This window comes from Streptomyces sp. NPDC001617, assembly GCF_053596855.1.
The window spans coordinates 18,026-44,000 of record NZ_JBSFHA010000042.1; the positions used below are offsets into that span (position 1 = coordinate 18,026).

Sequence of the window (25,975 nt, forward strand, 5' to 3'; positions counted from 1 at the left end):
CCACAGCAGATGGCACAACTCGACGTGGCGCTGATCGGCGCGGGCGGCATCGCGCGCGCCCATCTATCCGCCTGGAGCGCGCTCGGCGCCCGGGTCCGCATCTTTGCCCCCGACGGCCAGGCCCCCGCTCTGGCACGGGAGTTCGCGGCCACCGCCGTCTCCTCACGGGAGGAGGCCATGGCCGGCGCCGATGTGGTGGACGTGTGCACCCCCACCGACACCCATCCCGAAATCGCGCTGTCGGGCCTCGCCGCAGGGGCACATGTGCTGTGCGAGAAGCCGTTGGCGCTCACCGAGGCGGACGCCGAACTGATCGCGGGCACGGCGGAGGCGGCGGGTCTGCGTCTGTACCCCGGTCACGTGGTGCGCTTCTTCCCGGCCTACGCCCGGCTGCGCGAACTCGTGTCCGTCGGCACGTTGGGCCGCGTCGCTGTAGCCCGTTTCACCCGCACCGGCCGCTACCCCACCTGGAGTCCGTGGTTCGCCGACCCCGCCCGCTCCGGCGGCATCCTGGTCGACCAGATGATCCACGACTACGACATCGCCCGCTGGCTGTTCGGCGAGGTGGTGCGCGTCCACGCCCGGCCGTGCGGTCACCTCACCGCGCCGGCGCCCGAGGGCGCCGTGGCGACCGGTACCGCGGTCCTCACGCATCAGACGGGCGTGATCACCCAGGTGGTCGGCGTGTGGGCGCCGCCGGCCACCCCGTTCCGCACCACCTTCCACGTCTCGGGCACCGACGGCAACGCCACGCACGACTCGGTGGCCTCGACGGGGCTGCGGATCACCGGCGGTCGGGGCGGCGACGCCGAGGGCATCCCGTCGGGGGACTTCGGTGAGTCCCCGTACACCGTCCAGATACGTGAGTTCGCCGCCGCCTTCGCCGGGACGGGACCCGAACCCCGGGTGAGCGCCCGGGACGGTGTGGCGGCCGTCCGCATCGCCGCAGCCGCCGCCGAATCGGCCCGTACGGGCCGTGCCGTCGAGTTGAACGGGAGCGCCGTATGAGGGTCGCCGTCCTGTCCTTCGCGCACGTCCACGCCGCCACGTACCTGAGGCTGCTGCGTGAGCGCGACGACGTGGAGCTCGTCTCCGCCGACCCGGGCGCCCCGCCCGGTGACCCGGACCGGGGCCCGCTCCTGGCCGAGCGGCTCGGGGTGCCGTATGTCGACACCTGGGACGAGGTCTTCGACCAGCCGCTCGACGCGGCGATCGTCACCAGCGAGAACGCCCGCCACCGAGAACTGGTCGAACGTGCCGCGGCGGCCGGTGTCCCTGTGCTCTGCGAGAAGCCGCTGGCCACCACGGAGGCCGATGCCCGGGCGATCCTGGACGCCTGCGCACGCGCCGGAGTGGGCCTGATGACCGCCTACCCGGTCCGCTTCGCCTCCGCCTTCGGAGCGCTGCGCCGGGCCGTCCACGACGGATCCCTGGGCCGTCTGATCAGCGTCAGCGGCACCAACAGCGGCCGGAACCCGGCCCGTTCCCAGCCATGGTTCGGAAACCGCGAGCTGGCCGGCGGCGGGGCGGTGATGGATCACACCGTGCACATCGCCGACCTGATGGACGTGCTCCTCGACGGCGCACAGGCGACGGAGGTCTATGCCCAGGCCAACTCCGTCCTCGACGCCGACCTCGGCCTGGACGTGGAGACCGCGGGTCTGGTCACGATCCGCTACCCGGGCGGCACGGTCGCCGCCGTCGACTGCAGCTGGAGCCAGCCCAAGGACCACCCCACCTGGGGCGGGCTCACGCTGACGTGCATCGGCGAGCGGGCGATCGTCGAGTTCGACGCCTTCCCCCGGCTCCTGGGCGGGTTCGACGCCTCCGTCGGCCGGGCCCGCTGGGAGCCCGGCGGCGAGGACCTCGACGCGCTGATGCTGGACGCCTTCCTCGACACGGCCAGGACCGGGCGACGTCCCTCACCGGACGGCGAGGCGGGCCTGCGCTCGCTGCGGATCGTGCTCGCCGCCTATGAGTCACTGCGCACCAGGCAGCCGGTGGCACTGCCGACACCCAGGTCCGGAGCGGAGGCGACGCCGTAGCCACCCGTCCTGGCGACCGGCGGCGGGACGACGTACGAAGAACACGAGTCGCGGCCCTCGCGTTGCGGGCACTGAGTGTGGCCACGGATCGAGGGTGCGACTGCCGTCGCGGTCGGACCGGTCGGCAGCGCCTTGGACCCCGGTCACCCCAGCAGGGCGAGAAGCTGCTGCGCGGGCAGCGGGTGGCGTGTGTCTCCCCGCGGGCCCGTGGTCGTGGTGGCGGTCAGCAGCGAGTTGAGGACGGCTTCCTCCACGGCGTCCAGGACGGCGAGGAACAGGGGGTCGAGTTCGTGGTCGGGTACGACGGCGGGGGTGCCCTCCGGCCGAGTGCCGAACGCGAGCCCGTAGTCGCCGCTGCCGTGGCCGTACGCCGCGCCGACTCGGCCCAGGGCGTAGACGGCGCGGCGGGCGAGCCGGGTCAGCCGGCGGGCGTCCAGGGGTGCGTCGGTCGCGGCCACGACCATGCACGAGCCGTTGTCGGGTCCGGGTGCGGGGGTGGGGAGGCCGACGTCGGCGGGGGTGAGTGTGCGGCCCCCCACGCGTAGCGTGCCGCCGAAGTTCGCCTGGACCAGCACTCCGAGGGTCACTTCCCGGCCCGCGAGGTGCAGTCGTCGTGACGAGGTGCCGATGCCGGACTTGAAGCCGAGGGCGGTCGTGCCGGTGCCCGCGCCGACGCAGCCCTCGGCGACCGGCCCGTCCGACGCGGTGTCGAGTGCCGCGCGGACGTGTTCCTCGCGCACCGGCCGGGAGCGGATGTCGGACAGGAGCCCGTCGTTGCACTCCCCCACCACCGGGTTCAGACTCCGTACGCCCGCGCCCTCGGGTCGTTCCAGCATCCAGCCGACCAGGGCGTCCGCGACCCGGAAGGCGGACAGGGTCGAGGTGAGCAGGATCGGGGTCTCCAGGGCGCCGAGTTCGGCGATCTGTGTGGTGCCGATCAGTTTGCCGTAGCCGTTGCCCGCGAACACGCCGGCCGGGAGTGGGGCGGCGGGGCCCACGCCGTCCGGGACGATCGCGGTGACTCCGCTGTGCACCCCTGGCGGACGGATCAGCGTGGTGTGCCCGACGCGGATGCCGGGGACGTCCGTGAGGGCGTTGTGCGGTCCGGTGGGCAACTCCCCGATCACCAGGCCCAGTTCGCGGGCTCTGCGGGGAGCCGCGGGCGACGGGGACGGTTCCGGTACGGGCACGTGCATGACCGGCACACTATCGCCGCCGCCCGACGTCCCGCGCCGCGTCGCCCGCGAGGGACACCCTCCGTCAGTCGGTTGCGAACTGCTTCAGTTTGTCGGCGGATCCCTTGAAGCGGTCGTGGTCACCGACCGTCAGTCCGGACGAGGTGTACTGCCACATCGTGTACGACGACCAGCCCGCCGGCAGCGCCCCGGCGGACGAGGCGTAGCGGGCGATCCACAGGGGGTTGGTGGAGCCGAAGTCGGTGCTGTCGTCCGTGCAGCTCGTCCACCAGGAGGTGGACGTGTAGATGACGGCCTCGCGGCCGGTGCGGGCCCGGTAGCGGTTCAGGAAGTCATGGAGCCAGCTGACCATGGAGCCGGGGGTCTTGTCGTAGCAGGAGTCGCCGTACGGGTTCCACTCGATGTCGAGGGCCCCGGGCAGGGTCCGGCCGTCGCCGGACCAGGCGCCGCCGTGGTCGACGAAGTAGTCGGCCTGGGCGCTGCCGCTGCTGGTGTCCGGCGTGGCGAAGTGGTACGCCCCGCGGACCATCCCGACGTCGTGGGCGCCGCCGTACTGCCCGCCGAAGTAGGGGTTCTGGTAGCTCGTGCCTTCCGTGGCCTTGGTGTAGGCCCACCGGGTGCCGCTGCTCCACAGGGTGGACCAGGCGACGTCGCGCTGGTAGCTGGCGACGTCGACGCCTTCGGTCTGCGCGGCGCGGGTTGTCGGGGACACGGCGTCGGGGCTGCCGTCGACTCCGTCATGGGCCATGACACCGATGCCCATGTAGGCGCTGCCGCGCTCGGGTATGGACCCGTCTGCGGCGGTGGCCGCTGCGGACAGACAGGACAGGAGGGTGAGGAGGCCCGTCAGGGCGGCTGTCAGCGGCAGGCGGCGACAGCGGGATATGGATCTTGGCATGCACCCATCTGACCCCCGGTCGAGTCGCACCGCACGTCATGTACCGCCCAATGAATGGGTCCATCACCCGAACCGGGCACGGTCGCGCTCAGGCAAGGGGCAGCCCCCAGCGGGGCGCGTCCCCGTTCGGGGGTACGGGGGACACGGACACGTCCGGGTGGTCGCCCTTGGCGGTGATGAGGGCCGACTCGCCCTTGCGCAGGCGAATCTCGATCGCGCCGTCGCCGGCATCGGTGTGGTGCAGCGGGCGGCCCCGTCCGTCTCGAACGTCGAGCGGGCCCGCGATCCCGTGGCGTACGACGCAGGGCGCGCCCGCCTCGCTGAGCAGCCGTACCCAGCGGGTGGTGCCGCCCTCGCGGCGTGCGCTCAGCAGGAAGGCGCCCTGGGTGCGGAAGTCGTGCAGGGCCAGGTCCGCCCAGGCGGCCGGCAGGGCCGGGAACACCCTGATGATCCCTCCCCAGGACTGGCAGACCATGTCGTGCAGGGACTGGGCCGCCGACAGGGGCGTTTCGATGACCGGCCCCGACTCCTGGTACATGGTGTTGGGCTGGATGAAGCGGGTCATGAGCTCGCCGAGGTAGTTCAGGGCGTCCTCGCCCTTGCCGAGCAGTGCGGACATCGACGCGGCGCCCGTGAAGGTGTAGCCCTGCAGGGCGCCCTCGAAGCCGACCCAGTGCGCCAGGGACTTCTCGATGAGGGCGCGTTCGTCGGGGGTACGGCCGGTGACCTCGTAGAGCGGGTAGACCGCGAGCAGGTGCGAGTAGTGGCGGTGCGACTTCGCGAAGGGAATGTCCGCGCCGATCATGAAGCCGTTCGCGTCCGTGGGATACGGGACCCGCTTCGCCAGGACTTCACGCCAACGGGGCGCCAACGGGTCGTCGATGCCGAGGAGTTCGGCCGACTCGACGAGGGTGCGGCAGCCCCAGGTCAGGAGCATCAGATCGTAGTTGCAGTCGCGTGAGTCGCCGCCGTACTCGGGGGAGAAGGTGGCGGGCAGGTGGAGTCTGCCGTCCGGGCCCGGTTCGAGGAAGTGCAGGTAGTAGTTGATCGCCTTCCGGAGGAGGGGGAAGAGGACGTCTGCGAGGATCGACCGGTCCATGGTGTGGCGGTAACTGAGCCAGACGTTGTGCAACGCCCAGGTGAGATCGCCGACTTCGGGAGTGGGCGGGTCCTGACCGGGGATGCCGACGCCGTAGCCCATGAGCGTGCTGGCCGCGCCGTTGACCAGGTGGGGGTCGGTGGTGCGGGGGATGCCGAGCGAGTCGGTGCGGTACGGCTGCGCGAGCTCGGCCGCGAGATTGTCCCGGAACTCACTCAACGCCCTGGTGATCGCGTCGAGTTCGAGGTGGTTGGAGCCGTGGATGAGCCAGTACTCCAGCTGGGCGTTGAGGTTCCACCAGGTGTTGGGCCACGGGGTGGGCTCCAGCCAGGGGCCGCTGGTCGCCATCACGGGGGCGTCGCGGCGGGCGGCGGAGGCGGCCTTGTAGAGCTGGATCCAGTAGAAGCGCTGGATGCGGGCGTCGGGGAGGGACAGGAAGCTCTTGCGGTAGTAGGCGTGCCACCAGGCGCGGTGGGTCAACGCGAGGGTGGAGTAGGGAAGTTGGGCGGTGGTGCGGATCGTCTTGAGCGCTCGGGGCAGGGCCGTGGTCTGCGGGTACGAGTGCGCGCCATGGACGTACAGGGTTCGCGCACGGCCTCTGGTGCGCTCCTGCCACGCGGTGACGTGCTGTCCGCCCGACAGCAGCGGCTGCACGGCGGCGGTCACCCCTTCGTGGTCGGCGACTTGGGCCGACGGGTTGCCCTGGTAGCCGTCGGGCAGGGGTTTGAAGGCGGCTCGCGGGCTGATCGCGTCCGCCGGGTGGAACACCCAGCGGAAACCGTGCTCTCCCTCGGTCGGGGTGACCTCCACGGCGAGCACCGAGCGGTCGTTGTGGACCAGGGCCCGGAGGGTCAGAGTGCCTTTGTCGGTGGTGAGCGTGCCGGTCAACTCGGCGTCGTGCAGCGCCAGTCGCCAGTCGACGCCGGTGATCGCGCCCACCGGCTCCAGGGTGAAGTACCCGATGGGCAGGCGTGCCAGGCCGAAGAGGGAGCCGAACTCGGGGCGGTGGTCCTGCACTTCGGAGTGCTGGATGTTGAAGCGCACGGCCGTCGAGGCGGCGCCCGGCTCGGCGTAGATGCCGGAGCCGAGGAAGCCGTTGCCGAGGAAGGGGCCCTCGTACCAGGCCGTGGGCATGCGCTGCCAGACCAGGTCGGCGTCGTCGAGGACGGTGCGCCAGGGGTCGGCGACGGGACCGGGTCGGTCGGCCGCCGTCGCCCGGCCGGCCAGACCCGGCGTCAGAAGTGCGCCGCCCAGGGCGGATCCGGTGGCGAGGACGGTGCGTCTGGACGGGTCGGGCACGGAGGGGCCGGGCATGGAGGGGCTGGGCATGGAGGGGCTGGGCACGTTACCTCCAGGTGGATCCGTGATTCATCGGAGCTATCCCGCGTTGCAACATAGGCATGGGCCGCATGCACGTCAATGCAGCGGGAGAGATCCGAGGTATCGGAGAGAGAGTCAGGAAGGACGGTGGAGGGCGAGGGTCACCGTCCCGCCGCTCACTCCTCCAGCATCCAGGCCCGGGTCCCGAAAGAAGCGCACGCCCGCGAGGCCACCTCGGCCGCGTCACGCAACGCCTCGGCGAACCCCTCCGCCGTCAACTCCCCCTGCACAGCGAGGTGATGCGCGAGGGCCCCGTGCAGGACGTCACCCGCGCCGAGCGTGTCCACCACGCGCGCCGGAGGGATCTCCACCGTGCCACCCCCGTCGGGGCCCGCCCACAGGATGGGGCCCCCTCCCCCGCTGACCGCCGTCCAGGTCACGCCGTGCGCGCGCAGGAACCGCAAGGTGTCGGCCGGTGTGCTCGTCCCCGGCGGATGGAAGTCGGCCGAACAGACGGCCACGTCGATCAACGGCAGCAGATCCTCCGTGCCGTCCTTCCAACTGCCGCCGTCCAGCAGGGTTGTTCGGCCGATCGAGCGCGCGGCGCGGGCGGCGGCCAGGGCCAGTTCGCTGTGGTGACCGTCGAACTCGACGATGTCGCAGGCGGCCACCAAGGCGTCGAGGTCGCCGGGAGGCGAGAGCTTGCGGCCGGTCGCGTTGGTCGAGGCCACCGCACGGTCGCCGCTGGACGCGGTGACCAGGATGGACGACACGGCGGGCGGCTCCGGCGAGTCCGCGGCCAGGTCGGAGACCGTCACGCCCAGCCGCTCCAGGTCGGCCACGACCGCCCACCCCAGCGGATGGGAGCCGATCGCGCTGAGGAGCCTCGCCGTGCCGCCCAGATGGGCGAAGGTGACGGCCGCGTTCGTCGCCGGACCGCCTGCGGCGACGGTCTGCTCACGGGCCGTCAGTTTCTCGTTGGCGCCCGGAACCCGGTCCACGAGCTGGATGACGTCCAGCGTGCACAGGCCGACGAACAGCCCAGCGGGGCGTGCTCCGGTCACCGGCACCTCCTCCCGCCCGAACCTGCGGTCAGTGTAGGGACCGAGGGGCGGAGAGCTGATCATCCTTGGCCAGTTGTTCGCGCGTGTCGGCCCTCGGCCGCCGGGCGTTGGCGTACGGCTCCCACCGTTCTTCTCCCGGCATCCACGCCGAGGTGCATCCGGCGGGCCTGGAGACCGGGCGAGGGGGGAACTGCTCAAGGCTGTTGCTCAGTAAGCGCGTTGAGAGCCGAACCTTCTCAGGGCTCCTTGGTCTCGGACTCCAGGGAGGCTCGGGTCGCGGCGCCGTAGACGCCCGGCTCGTCCTGGAGGATGACGCGGGTGAGCTGGTAGCCGCGGACGGCGCTCTCGACGTCACGGTCGTAGGTGCCGTCGGCTTCACCGTCGTAGAAACCGACCTGCCGCAGCCGCAACTGGAGTTCGACGACTTCGGGACCCTTGTCGCCGTAGCGCAGGACCGGGGGTTGTCCGCTCGATGTGCTGGGTGCGGGGGCGCCGGTGGCCGTCGCGGTGGGTGTGGTGCCGCTCGGGTCGCCAGTACCGGTCGGGGCCTGGCCGGCGGTCGCGGTCTCGCTCGTTGAGGAGGTCGCGGACGGCCGCGCCGAGGACGTCGTCCGGGACGGGTCCGGCGTCGACGGGGCGTCCCCGGAGGGCGTCCCCTCCGGCAGGCCCGCCCGTACGCCGCCGGAGACGGAGTCGTCTCGCGACGGACTCTCGTACCAGAAGACACCGCCGATCACCGCGCCCGTCATCAGGACCGCAGCGGCGGCTCCGGCTCGGGTGACCAGCAGGGCGCGGGATCTGCTGCGGCGTTCCGGGGCGCCGCCGAACGGCGGCTCGGGAGGCGCTTCGCCGATGACCGACTCTTCCTCGGTGACGGGCGGGAAGACGTCGTCCAATTCGCTCGTGGAGCTGAGCCGTTGGGGCTCCTCGACCTCGGCCGGAGGCGTATCTCCGTCCACCGGTGCGGAGTCGGCGTCGATTTCCACGAACGGCCGTATGCGCACCGGGTCGAAGTCCTCCGCGGCCGCCGCCTCCGCCGTACGCGTCTCACGGTGGGCGTCGGAGGCGCGACGGGCGCAGGAGCACGTCGGAGTGCCGTCCGCCGCCCTGGGTTTGCCGCATTCCGGGCAGCCGGGGTCTGCCGGTTCGCTCACACGTTCTCCCTCTCCGTACAAGCTCCAGATCTTAGACAGGTTTCCCACACGAGATCTTCAAGATCTGTTGAAAACGGAATCAGGAGCGTTTGGAGAGTCGAAAAGCAGCCACGTCGGCAAGTGGGCGCGTGGGCAGGCGAGTTGGGGCTATCGGGTCGGCAGGCCGCCCCGGTGGGCGACGGCGAGGACCGCGGCCGCGGCGCCGGTGCCGAGTACGGCCCCGGCGATGACATCACCCGGGTAGTGGACCCCGGTATGAACGCGCGAGTAGCCCACGGCACAGGCGAGCAGGCCGAGCGGGATCGTGGCGGCCGGGAAGGCCGGGCCCACGGCCGCGGCGAAGGCGACCGCCGAGGCCGTGTGACCCGAGGGGAACGAGGCGGATTCCGGCATCGGGACGTGCCGTCCGGGGAACGGCGAGTCCTCGGCGCGGTGGGGCCGTGGCCGTCGTACGAGACGTTTGCCGAGCAGGTTGGCCGTCGCCGAGGCGACGCCGATCGCCGCGACGCCGAGGGCTGCGGCGCGGCGTGAGCGGCCGGGACAGAGGGCCAGAGCTCCGGCGACCGCGAAAGAGATCTTGGAGTGGTCGGCCGCCGCGGACAGCCGGCGCAGCGCGGAGTCCAGCGCGGGTGTGCTGGTGACCGTCACGGCCTCGTAGAGCGCCTGGTCGAGGGCGGCGAGATCGCGCAACAGGCCTCGCGGGACGCGTTGTTCGCGCGGCGGGAGGTCAGTCATCGGTGTGCTCCTGGTGGTTCTCGCGCGGGTGGGGGGAGCGGTCGAACGCGAGGCGGACCACGCGCCGCCAGTCGACGGAGGGGGCGATGTACGGGGCGCCGGGGCGGTGGCGGGGCACCCGTACGCGCAGTGCGCCCGGCCGTATCGCGCAGACGACCGGTGGGGGCAGGGTGAGTGCTTCGCCGTCCACGGCCACCGGGATGAGGTCCTCGGCGGACTCGATCACCACCTGACGGGTCGTCCATGCGGTGATGCTGCTGGACCGTTCGCCGAGCAGGGCCAGCTCGGCGGCGTGTGCAGCGCCCTCCACACGGACCGCGATCACGCCGAGGGTGCCCGTGTCGAGCCGTGGTCTGCGGCCGCCGCCGATCGGATCGGCGCGCGCGTAGGGGTTGTTGCTGACGAGCACCGCCTGCGGGGCGTCGAGCCGCTCGCCGTCGGTGTGGGCGGTCAGTGCGGCGGCCGGGTCGCCCGTGAGCAGGTCGGGCAGCTGGTCGAGGGCCGTGGCGGCCTTGGCGTCGCGGTAGTCGGGGTTCTGCACGATCTGCGCGTACGCGCCGAAGGAGGCCGTGTTGACGAACGGCCGGCCTGCCACCTCCCCCAGGTCGACGCGGAGTTCGACGCCGTCGGTGAGCGCCTCCAGGCTGCGTGCCGGATCGTCGCGGTCCAGGCCGAGGTCCATGGCGAAGTGGTTGCGGGTTCCGGCGGTCACGACCATGAACGGCAGGCCGTGCTCGGCGGCCACTCCCGCGACCAGGGCCTGTGTGCCGTCGCCGCCGGCCACGCCGAGCAGGTCGGCGCCCTCGGCCACGGCCCGGCGGGCCAGTGCCACCGGGTCGGGGCGGGTGTCGACGTCGAGGAGGATCACCCGGGCGCCCAGCGCCTCGGCCTTCTCCACCAGCCCGTAGCGGCCGACCTTCCCGCCCCCGGAGCGCGGGTTCATGATCAGCACGGCCCGGCGGGGCGGCCGGGCCGAGCGGGACCTCATGCCGTGCGGTGTGCGCAGTCCGCGCAGCGCGCTTCTGGCGCAGGCCAGCGCGACCGTCCAGGCCGCGACAGCCGCCACCGCCACGATCCACAGGCCCGAGACCGCGTACAGCACCAGCACACCGACGGGCGCGGCGATCGCCAGCAGCGCGCCGCAGAGTCGGGCGACTCCCCGGTGCGCCAGGGCCCACCAGAGGCCGGCACCGGCCAGGGCGAGGCCGACCAGGCCGAGCAGAAGGACCAGCCAGTGGCCCGCTCCGACCGCCACCACGGCCGCGACGGCCGCGGCCACACACAGCAGGGCGAGCCGGGCCAGGGCACGCGGGGACCGCACACCTCTGCGGGGCCGGTCCCGCTCCGTCTCACTCGTCGTTCGGGTCGCGTTCAATGTCGATTCCGCCCACCGGTGATTGACTGAGTCTCCCAAGACTGCGCCACAGAGTGGATCAAGGATACAGGGCAGTTTTTTCCCGGGGGCCGGTGCACGACCTCGTGTATGTCGCATCCGAGGCACGGCAGGCCGCCGACGAGTTCGGGATGCGGGGCCTCGACATGCTCGGCTCGCAGCCGACGCCGCACGAACCGACGGCCTCCGCGGACGAACCCAGGTCGTCCTCCGCCTGAGCCCGCGCAGCGCTCCCCGCGCGGACCGGAAGGTACCCGGCGGCAGGCAGCAGGTGTCCGTCAGAACTGTGTGCGTCGTCCCGGCTCGGCGGTCGTCTCGGGATGCGCGGCGGACTGGGGCACCGTCATGTCGAGCAGGAGCATGGCGTCGTGGTCGGGGGTTCCGGGCTCGGCGGTGTAGACGCCCAGGCGTTGGCCGGGGGTGCCTTCGAGGTGCATGCTCTGGCCGCTGAGGGTCAGGACTCCGGCCCGCGGATGATGGAAGGTCTTCTGGATCTTCTTGCGTCCGACGACGTCGTAGCGCTCCCACAGCTTGGCGAAGTCCGGGCTCTTCAAGAGGAGTTCACCCACGAGGCTGGTGAGATCGGGGGCATCGGAGTCGGTGCCGGCCACCGCGCGGAGCCGGGCGACGCAGCCGCGGACCTGGTATTCCCAGTCGTCATGGAAGAGGGTGCGCGCGGTGGGGTGGAGGAAGAGGTAGCGGGCGAGGTTGCGCTGGGGGGCGGGCCAGTCGGCGAGGCCCGCGTACAGAGCGAGGCCGCCGGGGTTCCAGGCGAGCAGGTCCATGCTGCGGCTGATGACGTAGGCCGGGCTCGGCCGCAAGGTCTCCAGGACCAGCTGCAGGTTCGGGGGCACGGTTCGGCTGGGCGGCGGCAGTTCGGGGGCGTAGCGGGCGGCCTGGGCGGCGAGGTCGCGCAGGTGCTGGTGCTCGGCCTCGTCGAGGTGCAGGGCACGGGCCAGGGCGTCGAGCACGGAGGGACTGGGGCGGGTCTCCTTGCCGCGCTCCAGACGGACGTAGTAGTCGATGCTGATACCCGCCAGCGTGGCAATCTCCTAACGGCGCAGTCCGGGAGTGCGGCGCAGACCGGCTCCTACGGTGAGGCCGACCTGGTCTGGGCTGGTCTGAGTGCGACGCGCGCGCAGGAACCGACCCAGTTCCGTGTAGGCGCTACTGCTGTGCTCGGATGCCATAGCCGCCAGTGTCACACCGCGCTGACCTGCGTGGCAGGCGCGTGGGGGGCCCTGTCACACCCCTGAACGTCAGTGCCTGGCAGATCCCGGCCTGCCACCGGGGCCGGAAAGGCGCGAGGCTCGATCTCCGACAGCACCCCCGGCCTTCCCTGTGCAGGAGATCATCCCTTGTCCACGTCCGCCTCGCCCGCATCGCTCCAAGTCGGCGCGGCCGGTCCACCGCCGCAGAGCACGCCCGGCGCACGTCCGGCGCTGGCCGCCGTACTGCTCGGCTTCTTCACGATCATGGTCGACGCGATGATCGTGAACGTGGCCCTGCCCTCGATCGGACGCGGCTTCGACAGCGGCATGACGGGGCTGCAGTGGGTGGTCGACGGCTACACCCTCGCCTTCGCCGCGTTCCTGCTGTCCGCCGGCGCGGTCAGCGACCGTATCGGTGCCCGCCAGGCGTTCGCCTGCGGCCTCGGCCTGTTCGTGGCCGCGTCCGCGGTCTGCGCGCTGGCGTCGAACCTGGGCGTTCTGGTGGCGGCGCGGCTGGTACAGGGAGCCGGGGCCGCAGTCGTCGTCCCGTCCTCCCTGTCCCTGCTGCGCGAGACCTTCCCCCACCGGGCGGCCCGAGCGAGGGCGATCGCCCTGTGGGGCGTGGGCGGCTCCGTCGGCGCCGCTGCCGGGCCCGTGGCCGGCGGGCTGCTCACCCTCGTCGACTGGCGGATGATCTTCTTCGTCAACCTGCCCGTCGGCGCGGTGGCCCTGGCACTCCTCGAACGCGCCCCGCGCTCGCCGCGCCAGGAGGTGCCGTTCGACTGGACCGGCCAGGTGGCCGCCGTCGCCGCCATGGGCGCGCTGACCTACGCGGTCATCGAGGCCGGTGCCGACGGGTTCGGCGCCGGGCAGGTCCTGGCCGCCTTCGCGGTCGCGGTCGTGGCGGCCGTCGTGTACCTGGTCGCCCAGGCCCGCGGACGGCATCCGATGACGCCCCTGCCCCTGCTGCGCTCCCGCACCATGTCGCTCTCGGTAGCCGTCGGGTTCGCCCTGAACATCGGCTTCTACGGCATGATCTTCCTGCTGGGCCTGTATCTCCAGCAGGTGCACGGGCTGAGCGCACTCGCCACCGGCGTGGCCTTCCTGCCGATGACCGTGCTCACCTCCTTCATGAGCCCCGTCGCCGCCCGCCTGGCCACCCGTTTCGGTGCGCGGATGCCGGTGATCACCGGCCAGTGCCTGATGGCCGCGGGCCTGCTGGCGATGGTGGCCCTGCCCGCCGGCGCGCCGGTATGGCTCACGGTGGTGCTGATGGTGCCCGTCGGCGCCGGGGGCGCGATGGCCGTGACCGCGCTGGTGTCACTGCTGCTGGAAAACGTGCCCGCCGAACGCGCCGGTGTCGCCAGCGGTGTGCTGAACGCCGCCCGCCAGCTCGGCGGCGCCCTGGCCGTCGCGGTCTTCGGCGCACTGGTCGCCGACCGGACCGGGTTCGTGTCCGGCCTGCACACCGCTCTCCTGATCGCCGCGGCAACCGTGGCCGCGAGCGTCGTGGCCACCGCGCTGCTGCGTACGCCAGTCCCTCGTCCGATTCCGGCCCCCGCCGCCGAGGCGAGCCCGCGCCCGCTCGAACGCTGACCGGTCACCTGACCCACCCCGTCCCGCACAGAGAGAAATCCCCATGCAGAACGTCACCCTCAACAACGGCGTCGAGATGCCGATCCTCGGCTTCGGCGTGTTCCAGATCCCACTGGAGGAGACCGAGCAGGCCGTCACCGACGCCCTGGCGGCCGGTTACCGGCTGCTCGACACCGCCGCCTCGTACGGCAACGAGGAGGCCGTCGGCCGCGCCATCAAGGCGAGCGGCATCCCGCGCGCGGAACTGTTCGTCACCACCAAGCTCTACGTCCAGGACGCGCCTGCTGAGGAGAACACCAAGCGTGCCTTCGAGACCTCGCTGAACAAGCTCGGCCTGGACTACCTCGACCTGTACCTGATGCACCAGCCCTACGGTGACGTGTACGGGCAGTGGCGCGCCATGGAGGACCTGAACCGCGCGGGCCGCGCCAAGGCGATCGGCGTCGCCAACTTCTACCCCGACCGCCTCCTCGACCTGATCATCAACAACGAGGTCACTCCCGCGGTCAACCAGATCGAGACCCATCCCTTCTTCCAGCGCGCCGACTACCAGGAGCTGATGCGCGAGCACGGGGTCCAGATCCAGTCCTGGGGCGGGTTCGCCGAGGGCAAGAACGATCTCTTCACCAACCCGGTCCTGAGCGGGATCGGTGAGAAGCACGGCAAGTCGGTGGCGCAGGTCACGCTCCGCTGGCTCACCCAGCGCGGCGTCGTCGCCATCCCCAAGTCGGTGCGCCCCGAGCGCATGGCGGAGAACCTGGACATCTTCGACTTCGACCTCACCGACGACCAGATGGCCTCCGTCGCCACCCTGGAGACCGGCGGCACGCTGTTCTTCGACCACCACGACCCGGCCATGGTCAACTGGCTCAGCGCGCGACGCCTGGACGGCTGACCTCACTTTCTCGGGTGGGAGCCGGTGTCCGGACGCGCCCTCAGGCACCCGCCCGAGAGGACCCTTCCGCGCGTTCTCGCGGCAGCACCCACCGACCGGCAGCATCGGACAGCTCGCCGTGCGCGCGGCGGAGCGGCGCGGCCTGCGCCCGAAGGCCCTCGTACGGGGCCTGCGACGAGCCGAACACCTGCTCCTCGGCGTCGAACTGAAACAGGGCGACCTCGAGGACCCCGCCTCCCTGCGGCGCGCGGTCGGCGGGGCCGACGCTCTCGTCCTCACCCACGGATCCGGTGGCGACTCCCACCCGGACGCCCGTGCGCACGTCGACTACGGCGGCGTACGCAACATCCTGCAAGCCCTCGACGGCGCCCAGCCGCGCATGGCACTCATGACCTCCATCTACGCCACGCGCAGCGACATCCCCGGTGCCACCCCGTGGAAGCGGCGCTCCGAACGCCTCCTGCGAGCCAGCGGCCTGCCCTACACCATCGTCCGGCCCGGCTGGTTCGACCACGCCGGCCCCACCCAGCGGCGTCTCGTCCTGGAACAGGGCGGTACGGCCGACGGCGGGATCGCCCGCGACCAGATCACCGAGACGCTCGTACGCAGCCTGCTGACATGTCGCCACGCTGGTGGGCCAGAGGCTCCCCCGTTCAGGCCATGGTGCTCAAGGCGGCCGCCGGTGAGTCCGACGCGACGGTCCTGCGGGAGGGGTGCAAACGGGGCGCGGAGGAGTGGCGGGCGGGGGTTGCGGGAGCGTGGCCGGCTCGACGGGAGCGGGCAGTTGACCGCTGCGGGCACGGTCGGGCGGATCGTCGTCGAGGCTCGGACCGATGCGCTCGCCGAAGGGCCGTGGGCGGCGCTGGGTCAGGAGCGCATCGCGCGTCTCGCCGGGCTGCTGGAGCTGTTGGCCGCCGCGGTGCGGGAGTCCGGGTCGCTGCCCTCGGGCAATCCGGTCGGGGTCACCGACTCAGGGCGGGGCTCTGATCGCGGTGGGTGCGTTAGCCCGCGCAGGGCCAGGGCACTCGGGGCTCCGTGGCGGATCCGGACCGGGAACCGCCGCTTCCTGACTGGAGGTGAAGGGCATGGGGCACGGCGGGAACGTCATCGACGAGCTGATGACCGACCATCGCGAGGTGGAGGAGATGTTCGGCCGGATCGAATCGCTGCCGATCGGGGACAAGGACCGCAAGGTGTACGCCGACCAGGCCACGATGGAGCTGGTACGGCACTCGGTCGCCGAGGAGGCCTATCTCTATCCGGCGGTGCGCGAGCACGTCGCCGGTGGGGACGGCATCGCGGACAAGGAGATCGAGGACCACTCCACGGCCGAGCGGATCATGAAGGACCTGGAGAGCTGCGAGGCGGACCACGCCGAGTTCGATCGGCTCATCGGCAGGCTGATGGCCGAGGTCCGTGCGCACATCGCCGACGAGGAGGAGAACCTCTTCCCGAAGCTGCGGGCCGCGTGCCCTCCGGAGGCGCTCGACAAGCTGGGGGACAAGGTCCGCCAGGCCAAGAAGGTGGCGCCGACCCGGCCCCACCCCTCGGCACCGTCCACCCCTCCGGCCAACAAGCTGCTGGCGCCGGGAGTGGGCCTGGTCGACCGGCTGCGGGACACGTTCAGCGGCCGGGGCAAGCTGGACTGACGGGACGGCGGCTCACAGGAAACGATCGAGGGCCTCGGTCAGCTCCGCCGGCTTCTCCACCGGGAGTTCATGACCGGCGTCGATGATGCGGACCACGGCGTTCGGGTACGCCTTCGCCATGCGGAGCATCTGCTTCAGCGGGAGCTGGATGTCGTGGTAGCCGTGAACGATCAGGGTGGGCGCCTCGATCTCGCCGACGCGGTCGAGGACGTCGAAGGCCCGCATGGCGCCGTAGTCGGTCATGACCACTTCCTTGGGCGTGGCGGCCGAGGCCTCGATGTACTTGCGGATCTCCTCGCGCGGGTAGCCGGGCGCGAAGGCGCGCTGGATGTTGGTGGCGACGAACAGCTTGAAAGGCACGAGGGTGGAGGCCGCCATCAGCAGGCCGCGGCCCCGGCTGTAGGCCATGCGGCTGATGGAATCGACGAGGACGAGGCGTTCGACGAGGTCGGGCCGGGCGAGCGTGACGGTCTGGGCGATCATGCCGCCCATGGAGTGACCGACGAGGACGCATCGCTCGACCTTCAGGTGGTCGAGGAGGGCGAGGACGTCCTGGGCGAGGTCGTCGACGGCTCGTACGCCGGCTCCGGTGCTGTCGCCGTGGCCGCGCAGGTCCAGCCGTATCACCCGGCGTTTCGGCGAGAAGTGCGCGATCTGGTGGTCCCAGCGGTGGCGGTTGGCCGTCCACCCGTGGACGAAGACCAGGGGCACGCCCTCGCCGTCGCGGGGGCCTTCGTCGTCGTACGTCAACACCGCGCCCTCGATGTCGAGTTGCGCCATGTCTGCCTCCAAGGTCCGGTCCATTACCGACCAGTAGGCTAGTCGGCCGCGGGGTCGCCGTCACCGTCGAAGGCAGGACAGAGGGCCGATCAACCCACGTCCCAGAGGAAGCGGTGGGTGTGGATGCCGAAGTACGGGAACGACTGGATCTGCCGGACGCCTTCGACGGGCCGTACGACGTCGTTGACGAAGCCCAGGAGTTCGCGCGGGCCGGGGGCGACCACTTCGACGAACAGGTCGAAGCCACCGGAGGTCAGCACGGAGTAGACGACCTCGTCGCGCCGGGCGAGTTCGTCGGCGACCGTGCGGGGGTCGCCGTCCACGGTGATGCCCAGCAGGGCCATGGCCTGTCCGCCCATGGCCATCGGGTCGGTGACGCCGACGACCTGGACGGCCCTGGAGTCCAGCAGCCGCTGGAGGCGCTGCCGCGCCGCCGACGCGGACAGGCCGACCTTGGGGCCGAGGTCGGCGTAGGCGATACGGCCGTCGGTCTGCAGTTCGCGCAGGATGGCCCGGTCGATCTCGTCCACGGTGTCGGTTCTCCCTCTCCGGTCGGCTGCATCGACCCTATCGGCACTGCTCAGCCGGTCAGTTCGGTCAGGGCGGCGGCGAAGACCTCGGTGTGGGTGTCGACGTCCTGTGCGGTGGTGTCCGGGCTCATGAGGGCCATGTTGTGGAACGGGGTCAGCAGGATGCCCCGGTTGGCCAGGTAGAGGTGGAGGAAGTCCTCCAGGTCGGGGTCGGCCGCCGCGGCGGACTCGGTGCCGGTGCGGGGTGCCGGGGAGGCGAAGCGGTACTCGGTGCGGGCGCCGAGGCGGCTGACCGACCAGGGCAGGGCGTGGGCGTCCAGGCCGGCGTGGACGCCCGCCTCGAAGCGTTCGGACAGCTTGGACATGTGGGCGAACGCGTCGTCGGTCAGGACGTGTTCGAGGGTGGCGCGCATGGCGGCGACCGAGAGGGCGTTGCCGGCCAGGGTGCCGCCGACGCCGCCCATGTCGACGAGGTCGAGGTCGGTGCGGTCGAGGAGGCGGTCGGCGAGTTCGGCGGACAGTCCGTAGGCGCCGGCCGGGATGCCGCCGCCGATCGCCTTGCCGATGGTGAGCAGGTCGGGCTCCAGGTCCCAGGCCGCGGTGCAGCCGCCCGGGCCGGCCGAGAAGGTGTGGGTCTCGTCGTTGACGAGCAGGGTGCCGTGCCGGCGGGTCAGCTCGCGGACGCCTTCGAGGTAGCCGGGTTCGGGGAGCACGATGCCGATGTTGGTGAGCGCGGGTTCCATGAGGACGGCTGCCACGTCGCCGTGGGCGAGTTCGCGCTCCAGCTGCTCCAGGTCGTTGAACTCGGCGACCCGGCTGGTGAGTGTGACGTCGCAGGGGGCGCCGACGTTTCCGGGGCGGGCCTCTCCCCCGCCGTCGGGGCCGACCACGATGAGGGACTCGTCGACGCTGCCGTGGTAGCTGTAGCTGTTGAAGAGGATCTTGGGGCGGCCGGTGACGGCTCGGGCGAGCCGGATCGCCCAGCGGTTGGCGTCGGTCGCCGTCAGCGAGAAGCTCCAGCGGGCCAGACCGAAGCGGCGGGTGAGTTCCGCGCCGACCCACTCGGCGTCCTCCGTCGGCAGCATCGCGGTCGCCCCGCCCAGGTCGGCGAAGCGACGCTGGACCGCCTCGGCCACCGGCGCCGGCGAGTGGCCGGTCATCGCGCCCGTGTCGCCGAGGCAGAAGTCGACGTACTCATGGCCGTCGATGTCCGTGACCCGGGCGCCGCGGGCGGTGGCCAGGTAACGGGGAAACGGCCCCGCGGTCTTGTTCATCCACGTCATCGGCACCCGCCCGAAGAGGTGGTCGGCGCGCGCGTAGGCGTCCCGGGAGCGCGGGCAGCGGCGCACGGCCTCCGCCCTCTCGCGGGCCAGCAGGTCCTGCAGGCGGGAGCGGTCCATGGGTCACCTCGGTACGTGGCGTGATGCGATCGAATGGATGGACCATACGACTGAAACAGCGACTAGCACAAGCACAGAAAGCGGAATCGCGTGTCGCTACAATCGATTCGTGTGCACTGTAGCGTGCCGTCATGACCATGACCGACCGCATCGTCTTAGACCCTTTCGGCGCCGACATCGCGGGCGAGAGCGCGCGGCTGCGGGCGCTCGGTCCGATCGTGCCCGTCGAGTTGCCGGGCCGGATACCCGCCTGGGCGCCGACCGGCTATGACACCCTCAAGGGGCTGATCCTCGATCCGCGGGTGAGCAAGGACCCGCGGCTGCACTGGAAGTTGTGGCCCGAGCTCGGTGAACACCCCTCCTGGGGCTGGATCCTGGGCTGGGTCGGGGTCGTCAACATGCTCTCGACCTACGGCGCCGACCATGCCCGGCTGCGCAGGCTGGTGGCGCCGAGCTTCACGCACCGGCGCACCGAGGCCATGCGGCCACGGGTGGAGGCGATCACCGCGGAGCTGCTGGACCGCTTGGCCGCGGCCGGAGCGGGCGGCGAGGTCGTGGACGTACGCGCTCTGCTCGCGCACCCTCTGCCGATGCGGCTCATCTGCGAACTGTTCGGCGTGCCCGACGAGTTGACCGACGACACGGCCCGGCTGATCGCGGCCATCATGGACACCTCCGATCCCAGCCCGGAACATGCCGCCTTCGTGCAGCAACAGATCGGCACGGTGCTGCCCGCACTCATCGCGCATCGCAGCGAGCATCCCGGGGACGATCTGACGACCGAGCTGATCCGGGTGCGGGACGAGGGCGGCGACCGGCTGGGCGACGAGGAGCTGCTGTACACGCTGTTGCTGGTCATCGGTGCGGGGTTCGAGACGACGGTGAACCTCATCGGGAACGCCGTGGTCGCTCTGTTGCGGCGTCCAGCGCAGTTGGCGGCCGTGCGGGCCGGGGAGATCGGGTGGGAGGCGGTCGTCGACGAGACGCTGCGGGTGCAGCCGTCCATCGCCTCGCTGCCGCTGCGGTTCGCGGTGAGTGACATCGAGGTCGCCGGGGTCACGATCCCGGCGGGCGACGCCGTCATCACCACCTTCGCCGCCGCGGGCCTCGATCCGGAGCACTACGGGGCGGACGCGGGCGACTTCGACGCGGCGCGCGGGGCCGACGACCATCTGGCGTTCGGCATCGGTGTGCACCGGTGCATCGGGGCGCCGCTGGCCCGGCTGGAGGCGCTCACCGCGCTGCCGGCCCTCTTCGGGCGCTTTCCCGGGCTGCGCCTGGCCGTCGGCGAGGACGAGTTGCGGCAGGTGCCGTCGTTCATCGCGTTCGGCTGGCAGGAGGTGCCGGTGCGGCTGAGGGCGTGAGGCACCACGGGGCGCGACCAGTCCCCCGTTCCGGTCGCGCCCCCGCGGTCCGTCGAACTTACGTGACCTGCGGTTCCATTGGGTATCGCGTCGGTGCCCGCTGCGAGGGCCGTGGGGCTCACCCGTGCACAGGTGAGTCCGGATGGTCCCGGTTCGACCGGCCGAGGTCGGGCCCGCTGAGGTCGCCTAGGGCCAGGTGGGCGAGGACGACCTCGTAGAGGTCGCTGCCCGCGGCGAGCAGTTGGCGTTCCAGGACGGGTTCCGCGCTGCGGACGTGCTCACGGACGGTCTGGGCGTGCATACCGAGGGTCTGGGCGGCGCGTTCGGCATTGCCTCCGGCGGCGATCCAGGTCCGCAGGGTGCGGCGCAGGTCGCGGGCGTCGGCGTCCAGGCGGGCGAGCAGGTCGTGGGCCCAGGCGCGCAGGGCGGGGCCGGCCAGCAGGTCGCCGAGGCCGGCCTGGACGGGGTCGGGGGCGTCGTCGGCCAGGCCTATCTGGGTGTTGAGCGCGAGGTGGACGACGGCGCGGGCGGTGAGGTCGGAGAAGTCCGTCCGGAGCAGGGTCTCGACGCGCTCCATGCGGGCGCGGACGGTGTTGCGGCTGACGCCGAGGATCTTGGCCGCGTTGACGGCGGTGAACTCCAGGCCGAGCCGGGAGGTGGCGAGGAGTTCGGCGCGGGTGTGGTGCGCCAGGGTGTCGAGCGGGTGCAGCAGCTGGGCGGTCCAGCCGCGCAGGGCGGCCGGGTCCATCAGGCGTTCGGGGCGCGTGCGTTCGGCGTAGACGGCCTGTTTGTCGGGGCGGAAGCGGGCGACGGCGAGGGCGCTGACGGCCTGTCCGTACGCGGTGGCGGTCCGGGCGAGGCTGTGCGGGGCGCTGCCGCCGAGGAGGGTGCCGGGCCGTCGGCCGATCAGCGAGCGCAGGGCGTCGGCGGCCGCGTCGCGCGGAGTGACGACGATGACGTGCGCGTCCACGGCGGGGCAGCGTACGACCAGGGCCCGCTCCCCCGTCGCGTCGAGGCACTCCTCGGCGATGCGGTCGCGGTCCTCGACGCAGCCTTCGAGGACGTAGACGCAGGCACTGTCGGTGTCGAGCAGGCCTGGCCAGAGGCCCGCGGCGACCCGGCGGGCGGCGACCGTGTCCTCCACCATCAGCAGTTGCAGGATGGCCAGGCGCAGGTCGGACGTGGCCCGTTCGAGCCGACAGGCGGCCTCGGTCGTCTCGCGTGCCCTGAGCAGGAGCTCGACCACCTGCGCGGTGTGGGTGACGATGTCGGAGGTCCGCCGGTCGAAGGGGGTCTCGCGGGCCGCGGCCAGCACGGCGGCCGCGCCCGGCCGCGGCTGCCCCACACCGACCAGGCGCAGGTGGCGGCCCGTGTCGTCCCACGCGGCGGAGGCGATCCGGCCGGTGGTGATGTCGGCGACGAGGTCGTCGTCGAGCGGGATCCGGGTGCCGGCCAGCAGCGTGCCGGTCTCGTCCTGGAGGCAGGCGGTGCCGTGCACGGCGTCCGCGAGCCAGAGGACGACCCGGCGCACGTCACGCCCGGTGGGCCGCAGTTGCTCGAGCAGTTCCTGTGCCCACGTCGGGTTGTCGGCGCCCGTCACCTGCGTGGGACGGGCCCCGTCCGTTCGGCCAGCCATCTCGGCCTTCTCCTCGTGCATCGCATCGACCTCGGCGTGTCGCGGGGACGTTACCTCACGAGTGCCCGAGGGTCGTACGACTACGGCCCTGCTGAACGCAGGGTCAGGCGTCTGGGTCGGCGAAGGCGCCGCCCTTCGTGAAGGCCAGCTCGGCGAAGCGTTCGCCGATGCGGCGGTGGGTGGCGGCGTCCGGGTGAAGGTCGTCGGGGAGCGGCAGTTCGGCGCTGTCGGCCTCGCCGTAGAGGATGCGGCCGTCGAGGTAGTACAGGTTCGGGTCGTCGGCGGAGCGCTGCTTCACGATCCGGGACAGTTGCTCGCGTATGACGTTCAGGGTCAGTTTTCCGCTCACGCGGTCCGCCGGGTCGCCCATGGCCCTGAAGCGCAGCCGGCCCTCGGCGATGGCGCCGAGGTCCCAGGCCGTGGGGCCGGGGGTGTCCTCGTGGAGGGGACACAGGATGGGTGAGACGACCAGCAGGGGCGTGGTCGGGTGGCCTTCGCGGATGGTGTCGAGGAAGCCGTGGACGGCGGGGCCGAAGGCGCGCAGGCGCATCAGGTCGGTGTTGACCACGTTGATGCCGAGTTTGACGCTGATCAGGTCGGCGGGGGTGTCGCGCAGGGTGCGGGCGGTGAACGGGTCGAGCAGGGCGCTGCCGGCCAGGCCGAGGTTGATCAGTTCGACTCCGGCGAGGAAGGCGGCGAGCGCGGGCCAGGTGGAGGTGGGGCTCGCGGCGTCGGAGCCATGGCTGATCGAACTGCCGTGGTGCAGCCAGACCTTGCGGCCGCCCTCCGGTGCGGGTTCGACGGGGGCGTCGGTGCGCAGGGCGACGAGTTCGGTGATCTCGTTGTGCGGGAGCCAGATCTCGATGTCCTTGCGGCCCTCGGGCAGGCCGGTGAAGCGGAGCGTGCCGGGTGTGCCGCGTCGGAGTTCGGTGGCCCCGGTCGTCAGGTCGACGGTCGCCGTGTCGCCGCCCTTCACGACGCCCTGACCGGCCGGGCGGCCGTCGACGAGGAGGTCGTACACCCCGTCGGGGCGCAGTGGAGCACCGACATAGACGCGCTTGACGGGCACCGTGTCGAGCTCGACAGCGGTGGCACGGGTGCGCAACACCAGCCGTACGCCGGAGGGCTGGGCCTCGGCCATGGCCAGCTGCCCGTCGTCGCACTGGGCTCGGGCCCGTGCGGGCAGCCGGTGCGGCAGCAGACCGCGGTCGGTGCGCTCGACATCGAGGGCGCCGCGCAGCAGGTCGGCGGTGAGGGGCGTGGTGATCCAGTCGTGCTCGGTGTCCATGTCCTCTGCCTGTCGGTCAAGGGGTGGGGGTGGCGGGCCAGTTGCGCAGCAAGGCGTCGAGGGCGTCCAGGATCCGGGTCCAGCTCTCCTCGGAGTCGGGGGAGCTGTGGCTGAAGCCGCCGGCCAGCTCCAGGCTCGAGTAGCCGTGGAAGACACTGCCCAACAGGCGTACGGCGTGGGTCTGGTCCGGCTCCGTGAGGTCGTAGCCGCGCAGGATCGCCCGGGTCATCTGGGCGTGCCGGACGCCCGCGCTCACGGCGGCCGTCTCGGGGTCCAGCCGGGACCGGGCCGCGGTCGCGCGGCCGGGGTGTTCCCGGCTGTAGTCGCGGTAGGCGTTGGCGAAGGCGACCAGGGCGTCCTTGCCGGCCCGTCCGGCGAGGGCGTCGGCGGCCCGGTCGGCGAGTTCCTCCAGTGCGAACAGGGCGATGCGGGTCCTGAGGTCCTGGGAGTTCTTCACGTGCGAGTACAGGCTCGCGACCTTGACGTCGAAGCGTCTGGCGACCTCCGAGACGGTCACCTGGTCGAAGCCCACCTCGTCGGCCAGCTCCGCCCCTGCCCGGACCACACGTTCCGTGGTCAGCCCTACGCGTGCCATGACGACCCTCTCACTTGCCTGAACTAATTATGCATTTGCCTAAAGCCTTTAGGCAAATTAGCGTGGCCTTATGGAACCGCTGACCGAGCAAGAAATCCGCGCCGCCTTCGTGAACTGCACCAAGGGCGAGGCGAAGCGGCTGCACATCCCGCGCGATCTGGCCGACCGGCCCTGGGAGGATCTGGACTGCCTCGGCTGGCGCGATCCTCAGGCGCCCGACCGGGCCTACCTCGTGGTGGAGCTGGACGGCCTCCCCCGGGCCGTCCAGCTCCGCAGCTCCCCCGCCGGGTCCTGGCAGACGCGGCGCAGCATGTGCTCGATGTGTCTGACCACCCTCCCCCACTCTCGGCTTCGCTCGAGCGGGGGGACCCCCATCGGTGGCGTCTGCCTGATGGTCGCGCCGAAGGCGGGGAAGGCCGGACAGCAGGGCAACTCGGTCGGCGCGTACATGTGCAGCGACCTCGCCTGCTCGCTGTACGTCCGGGGCAAGAAGGACGCGGGCGTCGGCGGGCGGCTGCACGAGACCATCACGCTGGAGGAGAAGATCCGGCGCACCGTGGCGAACCTCGCCGCGTTCGTCGCCAAGGTGACCACGGCATAAGCTCGGCCAATGGCGAAGTACTTCGACGTTCACCCCGACAACCCCCAGCCGCGCACCATCTCGCAGATCGCGGAGAGCATCCGGTCGGACGCGCTCATCGCGTATCCCACCGACTCCTGCTACGCGCTCGGCTGCCGGCTGGGCAGCCGTGACGGCATCGAGCGGATCAGGACCATCCGTCACCTGGACGACCGGCACCACTTCACTCTCGTGTGCCAGGACTTCGCCCAGCTCGGGCAGTTCGTGCGGGTCGACAAGGACGTGTTCCGCGCGATCAAGGCGTCGACGCCCGGCAGTTACACCTTCATCCTGCCGGCGACCAAGGAGGTGCCGCGGATGCTGCAGCACCCGAAGAAGAAGACGGTCGGCGTCCGCATCCCCGATCATGTCGTCACCCAGGCCCTGCTCGCCGAGTTGGGTGAGCCGCTGCTGTCCAGCACGCTGCTCCTGCCCGACGAGGAGGAGCCGATGACGCAGGGCTGGGAGATCAAGGACCGGCTGGACCATGTCCTGGACGCGGTGGTCGATTCCGGGGAGTGCGGCACCGAGCCGACGACGGTCATCGACTTCTCGGGCGGCGAGGCGGAGATCGTACGGCGGGGTGCCGGGGACACCACGCGGTTCGAATGAGCCGTTCCGCTTGGGCCGGGGGTCGTGCCGGCCGGGTCGATGGCGCGTGCAACGATGATCCCACCCGGCCCGTCGGGCCGCGGAGTTCGCCGGCGCCGAGCGCGCAGAGAGGTAGTCCCCCATGGCCTCCGTACAGGGAACAGCCGTCGACATCACCACCGAGGACGGCGTCGCCGACGCCTACCTGGCGCATCCCGATGACGGCCTCCCCCGCCCCGGCGTCCTGCTCTACCAGGACGCCTTCGGAATTCGTCCGCACCTGAAGTCGATGGCAGACCGGCTCGCGGCCGCGGGCTACACGGTCCTGGTGCCGAACGTCTTCTACCGGCACAGGCGCACACCGGTCTTCGACCTGCCCGAGTTCATCGATCCGTCGGCCCGGCCGGAGATCTTCCGACAGATCGGTCCGGTGATGCAGACGCTCACCCCCGAGCTCGCCATGCGGGACGCAGGCGCCTACCTCCAGTGGCTGGCCGACTCCCCCCTTGTCACGGACGGCCCGGTCGCACTGACCGGCTACTGCATGGGTGCCCGGCTGGCCCTGTTCACCGCCGGCACCTATCCGGACCGGGTCGCCGCGGCGGCCGGTTTCCACGGCGCGCGGCTGGCGGCGGACACGCCGGACAGCCCGCACCTGGTGGCGGAGAAGGTCACCGCCGAGCTGTACTTCGCTCACGCCGACGAGGACCCGTCGATGCCGCCCGAGCAGCAGCAGCTGCTGGAGGAGACCCTGACGGCGGCGGGCGTACGGCACCGCTGCGAGGTCTACCCGGGCGCGCACCACGGATTCACGCAGGCGGACACGGCCGCCTACCAGAAGGAGGGCGACGAGCGGCACTGGGCGGTGCTGCTCGACCTGCTGGAGCGGACCTTCTGACAAGTCGCCGAAGACGCCC

The 25,975-nt window shown here is 71.7% G+C and carries 23 protein-coding genes and 2 pseudogenes; 11 read left to right on the forward strand and 14 right to left on the reverse strand.

The window, feature by feature from the left end:
• Positions 1 to 9 precede the first annotated feature (9 nt).
• Both ACWC09_RS28500 and ACWC09_RS28505 read left to right on the forward strand, forming a co-directional pair.
• Positions 10 to 1,008 (forward strand): Gfo/Idh/MocA family protein, encoded by a 999-nt coding sequence (locus ACWC09_RS28500; RefSeq protein WP_450853689.1) that lies wholly within the window; start codon positions 10 to 12, stop codon positions 1,006 to 1,008.
• A complete protein-coding gene (locus ACWC09_RS28505) occupies positions 1,005 to 2,045 on the forward strand; it encodes a Gfo/Idh/MocA family protein (RefSeq protein ID WP_450853691.1) in 1,041 nt (346 codons plus the stop codon). Before ACWC09_RS28500 ends, ACWC09_RS28505 begins: the two co-directional genes overlap by 4 nt.
• Before the next feature lie 143 nt (positions 2,046 to 2,188).
• Here ACWC09_RS28505 and ACWC09_RS28510 read toward each other — a convergent pair whose 3' ends face one another.
• From ACWC09_RS28510 to ACWC09_RS28540, 7 genes are all read right to left on the reverse strand, one after another.
• A complete protein-coding gene (locus ACWC09_RS28510; protein ID WP_450853693.1) occupies positions 2,189 to 3,241 on the reverse strand; it encodes a P1 family peptidase in 1,053 nt (350 codons plus the stop codon).
• A gap of 64 nt (positions 3,242 to 3,305) precedes the next feature.
• Entirely contained in the window at positions 3,306 to 4,139 is an 834-nt protein-coding gene (locus tag ACWC09_RS28515) for a lysozyme (protein ID WP_450853695.1), read from the reverse strand.
• An 88-nt stretch (positions 4,140 to 4,227) separates the two neighbouring features.
• On the reverse strand, positions 4,228 to 6,552 hold the full coding sequence (locus ACWC09_RS28520) for a glycosyl hydrolase family 95 catalytic domain-containing protein (RefSeq protein WP_450853796.1): 2,325 nt from the start codon (positions 6,550 to 6,552) through the stop codon (positions 4,228 to 4,230).
• 182 nt (positions 6,553 to 6,734) lie between these two features.
• Positions 6,735 to 7,622 carry a PfkB family carbohydrate kinase gene (locus ACWC09_RS28525; protein WP_450853697.1) on the reverse strand — a complete coding sequence of 296 codons (888 nt, stop codon included), beginning with the start codon at positions 7,620 to 7,622 and terminating at the stop codon, positions 6,735 to 6,737.
• Positions 7,623 to 7,858: 236 nt separating this feature from the next.
• The gene (locus ACWC09_RS28530) at positions 7,859 to 8,776 is read right to left on the reverse strand and encodes a peptidoglycan-binding domain-containing protein (protein ID WP_450853699.1); all 918 of its coding nucleotides are present in this window, start codon (positions 8,774 to 8,776) and stop codon (positions 7,859 to 7,861) included.
• 147 nt (positions 8,777 to 8,923) lie between these two features.
• The gene (locus ACWC09_RS28535) at positions 8,924 to 9,511 is read right to left on the reverse strand and encodes a phosphatase PAP2 family protein (RefSeq protein WP_450853701.1); all 588 of its coding nucleotides are present in this window, start codon (positions 9,509 to 9,511) and stop codon (positions 8,924 to 8,926) included.
• Complete coding sequence (locus ACWC09_RS28540) at positions 9,504 to 10,886, reverse strand: diacylglycerol/lipid kinase family protein (RefSeq protein WP_450853703.1); 1,383 nt, start codon at positions 10,884 to 10,886, stop codon at positions 9,504 to 9,506. The genes ACWC09_RS28535 and ACWC09_RS28540 overlap by 8 nt, the downstream gene beginning before the upstream one ends.
• A gap of 104 nt (positions 10,887 to 10,990) precedes the next feature.
• Between ACWC09_RS28540 and ACWC09_RS28545 the strand changes: the two genes are divergently transcribed.
• Positions 10,991 to 11,122 (forward strand): hypothetical protein, encoded by a 132-nt coding sequence (locus ACWC09_RS28545; protein WP_450853705.1) that lies wholly within the window; start codon positions 10,991 to 10,993, stop codon positions 11,120 to 11,122.
• 60 nt (positions 11,123 to 11,182) lie between these two features.
• Here ACWC09_RS28545 and ACWC09_RS28550 read toward each other — a convergent pair.
• Positions 11,183 to 12,094: pseudogene (locus ACWC09_RS28550) on the reverse strand (helix-turn-helix transcriptional regulator).
• 168 nt (positions 12,095 to 12,262) lie between these two features.
• Between ACWC09_RS28550 and ACWC09_RS28555 the strand changes: the two are divergent.
• From ACWC09_RS28555 to ACWC09_RS28570, 4 genes and pseudogenes are all read left to right on the forward strand, one after another.
• Positions 12,263 to 13,711, forward strand: coding sequence for an MFS transporter (locus ACWC09_RS28555; RefSeq protein ID WP_450853707.1), 1,449 nt, complete (start codon positions 12,263 to 12,265; stop codon positions 13,709 to 13,711).
• 43 nt (positions 13,712 to 13,754) lie between these two features.
• Positions 13,755 to 14,606, forward strand: coding sequence for an aldo/keto reductase (locus tag ACWC09_RS28560; protein ID WP_450853709.1), 852 nt, complete (start codon positions 13,755 to 13,757; stop codon positions 14,604 to 14,606).
• A 118-nt stretch (positions 14,607 to 14,724) separates the two neighbouring features.
• Positions 14,725 to 15,489: pseudogene (locus tag ACWC09_RS28565) on the forward strand (NAD(P)H-binding protein); the annotation flags it as partial.
• 202 nt (positions 15,490 to 15,691) lie between these two features.
• Positions 15,692 to 16,255 (forward strand): hemerythrin domain-containing protein, encoded by a 564-nt coding sequence (locus tag ACWC09_RS28570; protein WP_450853711.1) that lies wholly within the window; start codon positions 15,692 to 15,694, stop codon positions 16,253 to 16,255.
• 12 nt (positions 16,256 to 16,267) lie between these two features.
• Here the strand turns inward: ACWC09_RS28570 and ACWC09_RS28575 are convergent, their stop codons facing one another.
• From ACWC09_RS28575 to ACWC09_RS28585, 3 genes are all read right to left on the reverse strand, one after another.
• A complete protein-coding gene (locus ACWC09_RS28575; RefSeq protein WP_450853713.1) occupies positions 16,268 to 17,035 on the reverse strand; it encodes an alpha/beta fold hydrolase in 768 nt (255 codons plus the stop codon).
• 89 nt (positions 17,036 to 17,124) lie between these two features.
• Positions 17,125 to 17,565 (reverse strand): Lrp/AsnC family transcriptional regulator, encoded by a 441-nt coding sequence (locus tag ACWC09_RS28580; RefSeq protein WP_450853715.1) that lies wholly within the window; start codon positions 17,563 to 17,565, stop codon positions 17,125 to 17,127.
• Positions 17,566 to 17,615: 50 nt separating this feature from the next.
• Positions 17,616 to 18,965 carry a transaminase gene (locus ACWC09_RS28585; RefSeq protein ID WP_450853717.1) on the reverse strand — a complete coding sequence of 450 codons (1,350 nt, stop codon included), beginning with the start codon at positions 18,963 to 18,965 and terminating at the stop codon, positions 17,616 to 17,618.
• A 131-nt stretch (positions 18,966 to 19,096) separates the two neighbouring features.
• Here ACWC09_RS28585 and ACWC09_RS28590 point away from each other — a divergent pair, with 131 nt between their 5' ends.
• Positions 19,097 to 20,329: a cytochrome P450 family protein gene (locus ACWC09_RS28590; protein ID WP_450853719.1), complete on the forward strand. Its 1,233-nt coding sequence runs from the start codon at positions 19,097 to 19,099 to the stop codon at positions 20,327 to 20,329.
• A gap of 118 nt (positions 20,330 to 20,447) precedes the next feature.
• On the opposite strand, the gene ACWC09_RS28595 is transcribed toward ACWC09_RS28590, so the two are convergent.
• The 3 genes from ACWC09_RS28595 to ACWC09_RS28605 form a co-directional block, all read right to left on the reverse strand.
• On the reverse strand, positions 20,448 to 21,965 hold the full coding sequence (locus ACWC09_RS28595; RefSeq protein WP_450853721.1) for a helix-turn-helix domain-containing protein: 1,518 nt from the start codon (positions 21,963 to 21,965) through the stop codon (positions 20,448 to 20,450).
• A 103-nt stretch (positions 21,966 to 22,068) separates the two neighbouring features.
• Positions 22,069 to 23,253, reverse strand: a complete 1,185-nt coding sequence (locus tag ACWC09_RS28600; RefSeq protein WP_450853723.1) for a GDSL-type esterase/lipase family protein — start codon at positions 23,251 to 23,253, stop codon at positions 22,069 to 22,071.
• Positions 23,254 to 23,269: 16 nt separating this feature from the next.
• Positions 23,270 to 23,848 (reverse strand): TetR/AcrR family transcriptional regulator, encoded by a 579-nt coding sequence (locus ACWC09_RS28605; protein WP_450853725.1) that lies wholly within the window; start codon positions 23,846 to 23,848, stop codon positions 23,270 to 23,272.
• A gap of 70 nt (positions 23,849 to 23,918) precedes the next feature.
• On the opposite strand from ACWC09_RS28605, the gene ACWC09_RS28610 reads away from it, so the two are divergent.
• From ACWC09_RS28610 to ACWC09_RS28620, 3 genes are all read left to right on the forward strand, one after another.
• The gene (locus tag ACWC09_RS28610) at positions 23,919 to 24,449 is read left to right on the forward strand and encodes an FBP domain-containing protein (RefSeq protein WP_450853727.1); all 531 of its coding nucleotides are present in this window, start codon (positions 23,919 to 23,921) and stop codon (positions 24,447 to 24,449) included.
• A gap of 9 nt (positions 24,450 to 24,458) precedes the next feature.
• Positions 24,459 to 25,079, forward strand: a complete 621-nt coding sequence (locus tag ACWC09_RS28615) for an L-threonylcarbamoyladenylate synthase (protein WP_450853728.1) — start codon at positions 24,459 to 24,461, stop codon at positions 25,077 to 25,079.
• A 121-nt stretch (positions 25,080 to 25,200) separates the two neighbouring features.
• Positions 25,201 to 25,956, forward strand: a complete 756-nt coding sequence (locus ACWC09_RS28620; RefSeq protein ID WP_450853730.1) for a dienelactone hydrolase family protein — start codon at positions 25,201 to 25,203, stop codon at positions 25,954 to 25,956.
• Positions 25,957 to 25,975 lie beyond the last annotated feature (19 nt).

Coding starts and splice junctions, on each gene's coding strand:
- ACWC09_RS28570 (WP_450853711.1), top strand. CDS start 15,692: ATGGGGCACGGCGGGAACGTCATCGACGAGCTGATGACCGACCATCGC.
- ACWC09_RS28585 (WP_450853717.1), bottom strand. CDS start 18,965: ATGGACCGCTCCCGCCTGCAGGACCTGCTGGCCCGCGAGAGGGCGGAG.
- ACWC09_RS28590 (WP_450853719.1), top strand. CDS start 19,097: ATGACCATGACCGACCGCATCGTCTTAGACCCTTTCGGCGCCGACATC.
- ACWC09_RS28500 (WP_450853689.1), top strand. CDS start 10: ATGGCACAACTCGACGTGGCGCTGATCGGCGCGGGCGGCATCGCGCGC.
- ACWC09_RS28520 (WP_450853796.1), bottom strand. CDS start 6,552: ATGCCCGGCCCCTCCGTGCCCGACCCGTCCAGACGCACCGTCCTCGCC.
- ACWC09_RS28615 (WP_450853728.1), top strand. CDS start 24,459: ATGGCGAAGTACTTCGACGTTCACCCCGACAACCCCCAGCCGCGCACC.
- ACWC09_RS28610 (WP_450853727.1), top strand. CDS start 23,919: ATGGAACCGCTGACCGAGCAAGAAATCCGCGCCGCCTTCGTGAACTGC.
- ACWC09_RS28505 (WP_450853691.1), top strand. CDS start 1,005: ATGAGGGTCGCCGTCCTGTCCTTCGCGCACGTCCACGCCGCCACGTAC.
- ACWC09_RS28620 (WP_450853730.1), top strand. CDS start 25,201: ATGGCCTCCGTACAGGGAACAGCCGTCGACATCACCACCGAGGACGGC.
- ACWC09_RS28510 (WP_450853693.1), bottom strand. CDS start 3,241: ATGCACGTGCCCGTACCGGAACCGTCCCCGTCGCCCGCGGCTCCCCGC.
- ACWC09_RS28595 (WP_450853721.1), bottom strand. CDS start 21,965: ATGGCTGGCCGAACGGACGGGGCCCGTCCCACGCAGGTGACGGGCGCC.
- ACWC09_RS28575 (WP_450853713.1), bottom strand. CDS start 17,035: ATGGCGCAACTCGACATCGAGGGCGCGGTGTTGACGTACGACGACGAA.
- ACWC09_RS28535 (WP_450853701.1), bottom strand. CDS start 9,511: ATGACTGACCTCCCGCCGCGCGAACAACGCGTCCCGCGAGGCCTGTTG.
- ACWC09_RS28605 (WP_450853725.1), bottom strand. CDS start 23,848: ATGGCACGCGTAGGGCTGACCACGGAACGTGTGGTCCGGGCAGGGGCG.
- ACWC09_RS28515 (WP_450853695.1), bottom strand. CDS start 4,139: ATGCCAAGATCCATATCCCGCTGTCGCCGCCTGCCGCTGACAGCCGCC.
- ACWC09_RS28600 (WP_450853723.1), bottom strand. CDS start 23,253: ATGGACACCGAGCACGACTGGATCACCACGCCCCTCACCGCCGACCTG.
- ACWC09_RS28560 (WP_450853709.1), top strand. CDS start 13,755: ATGCAGAACGTCACCCTCAACAACGGCGTCGAGATGCCGATCCTCGGC.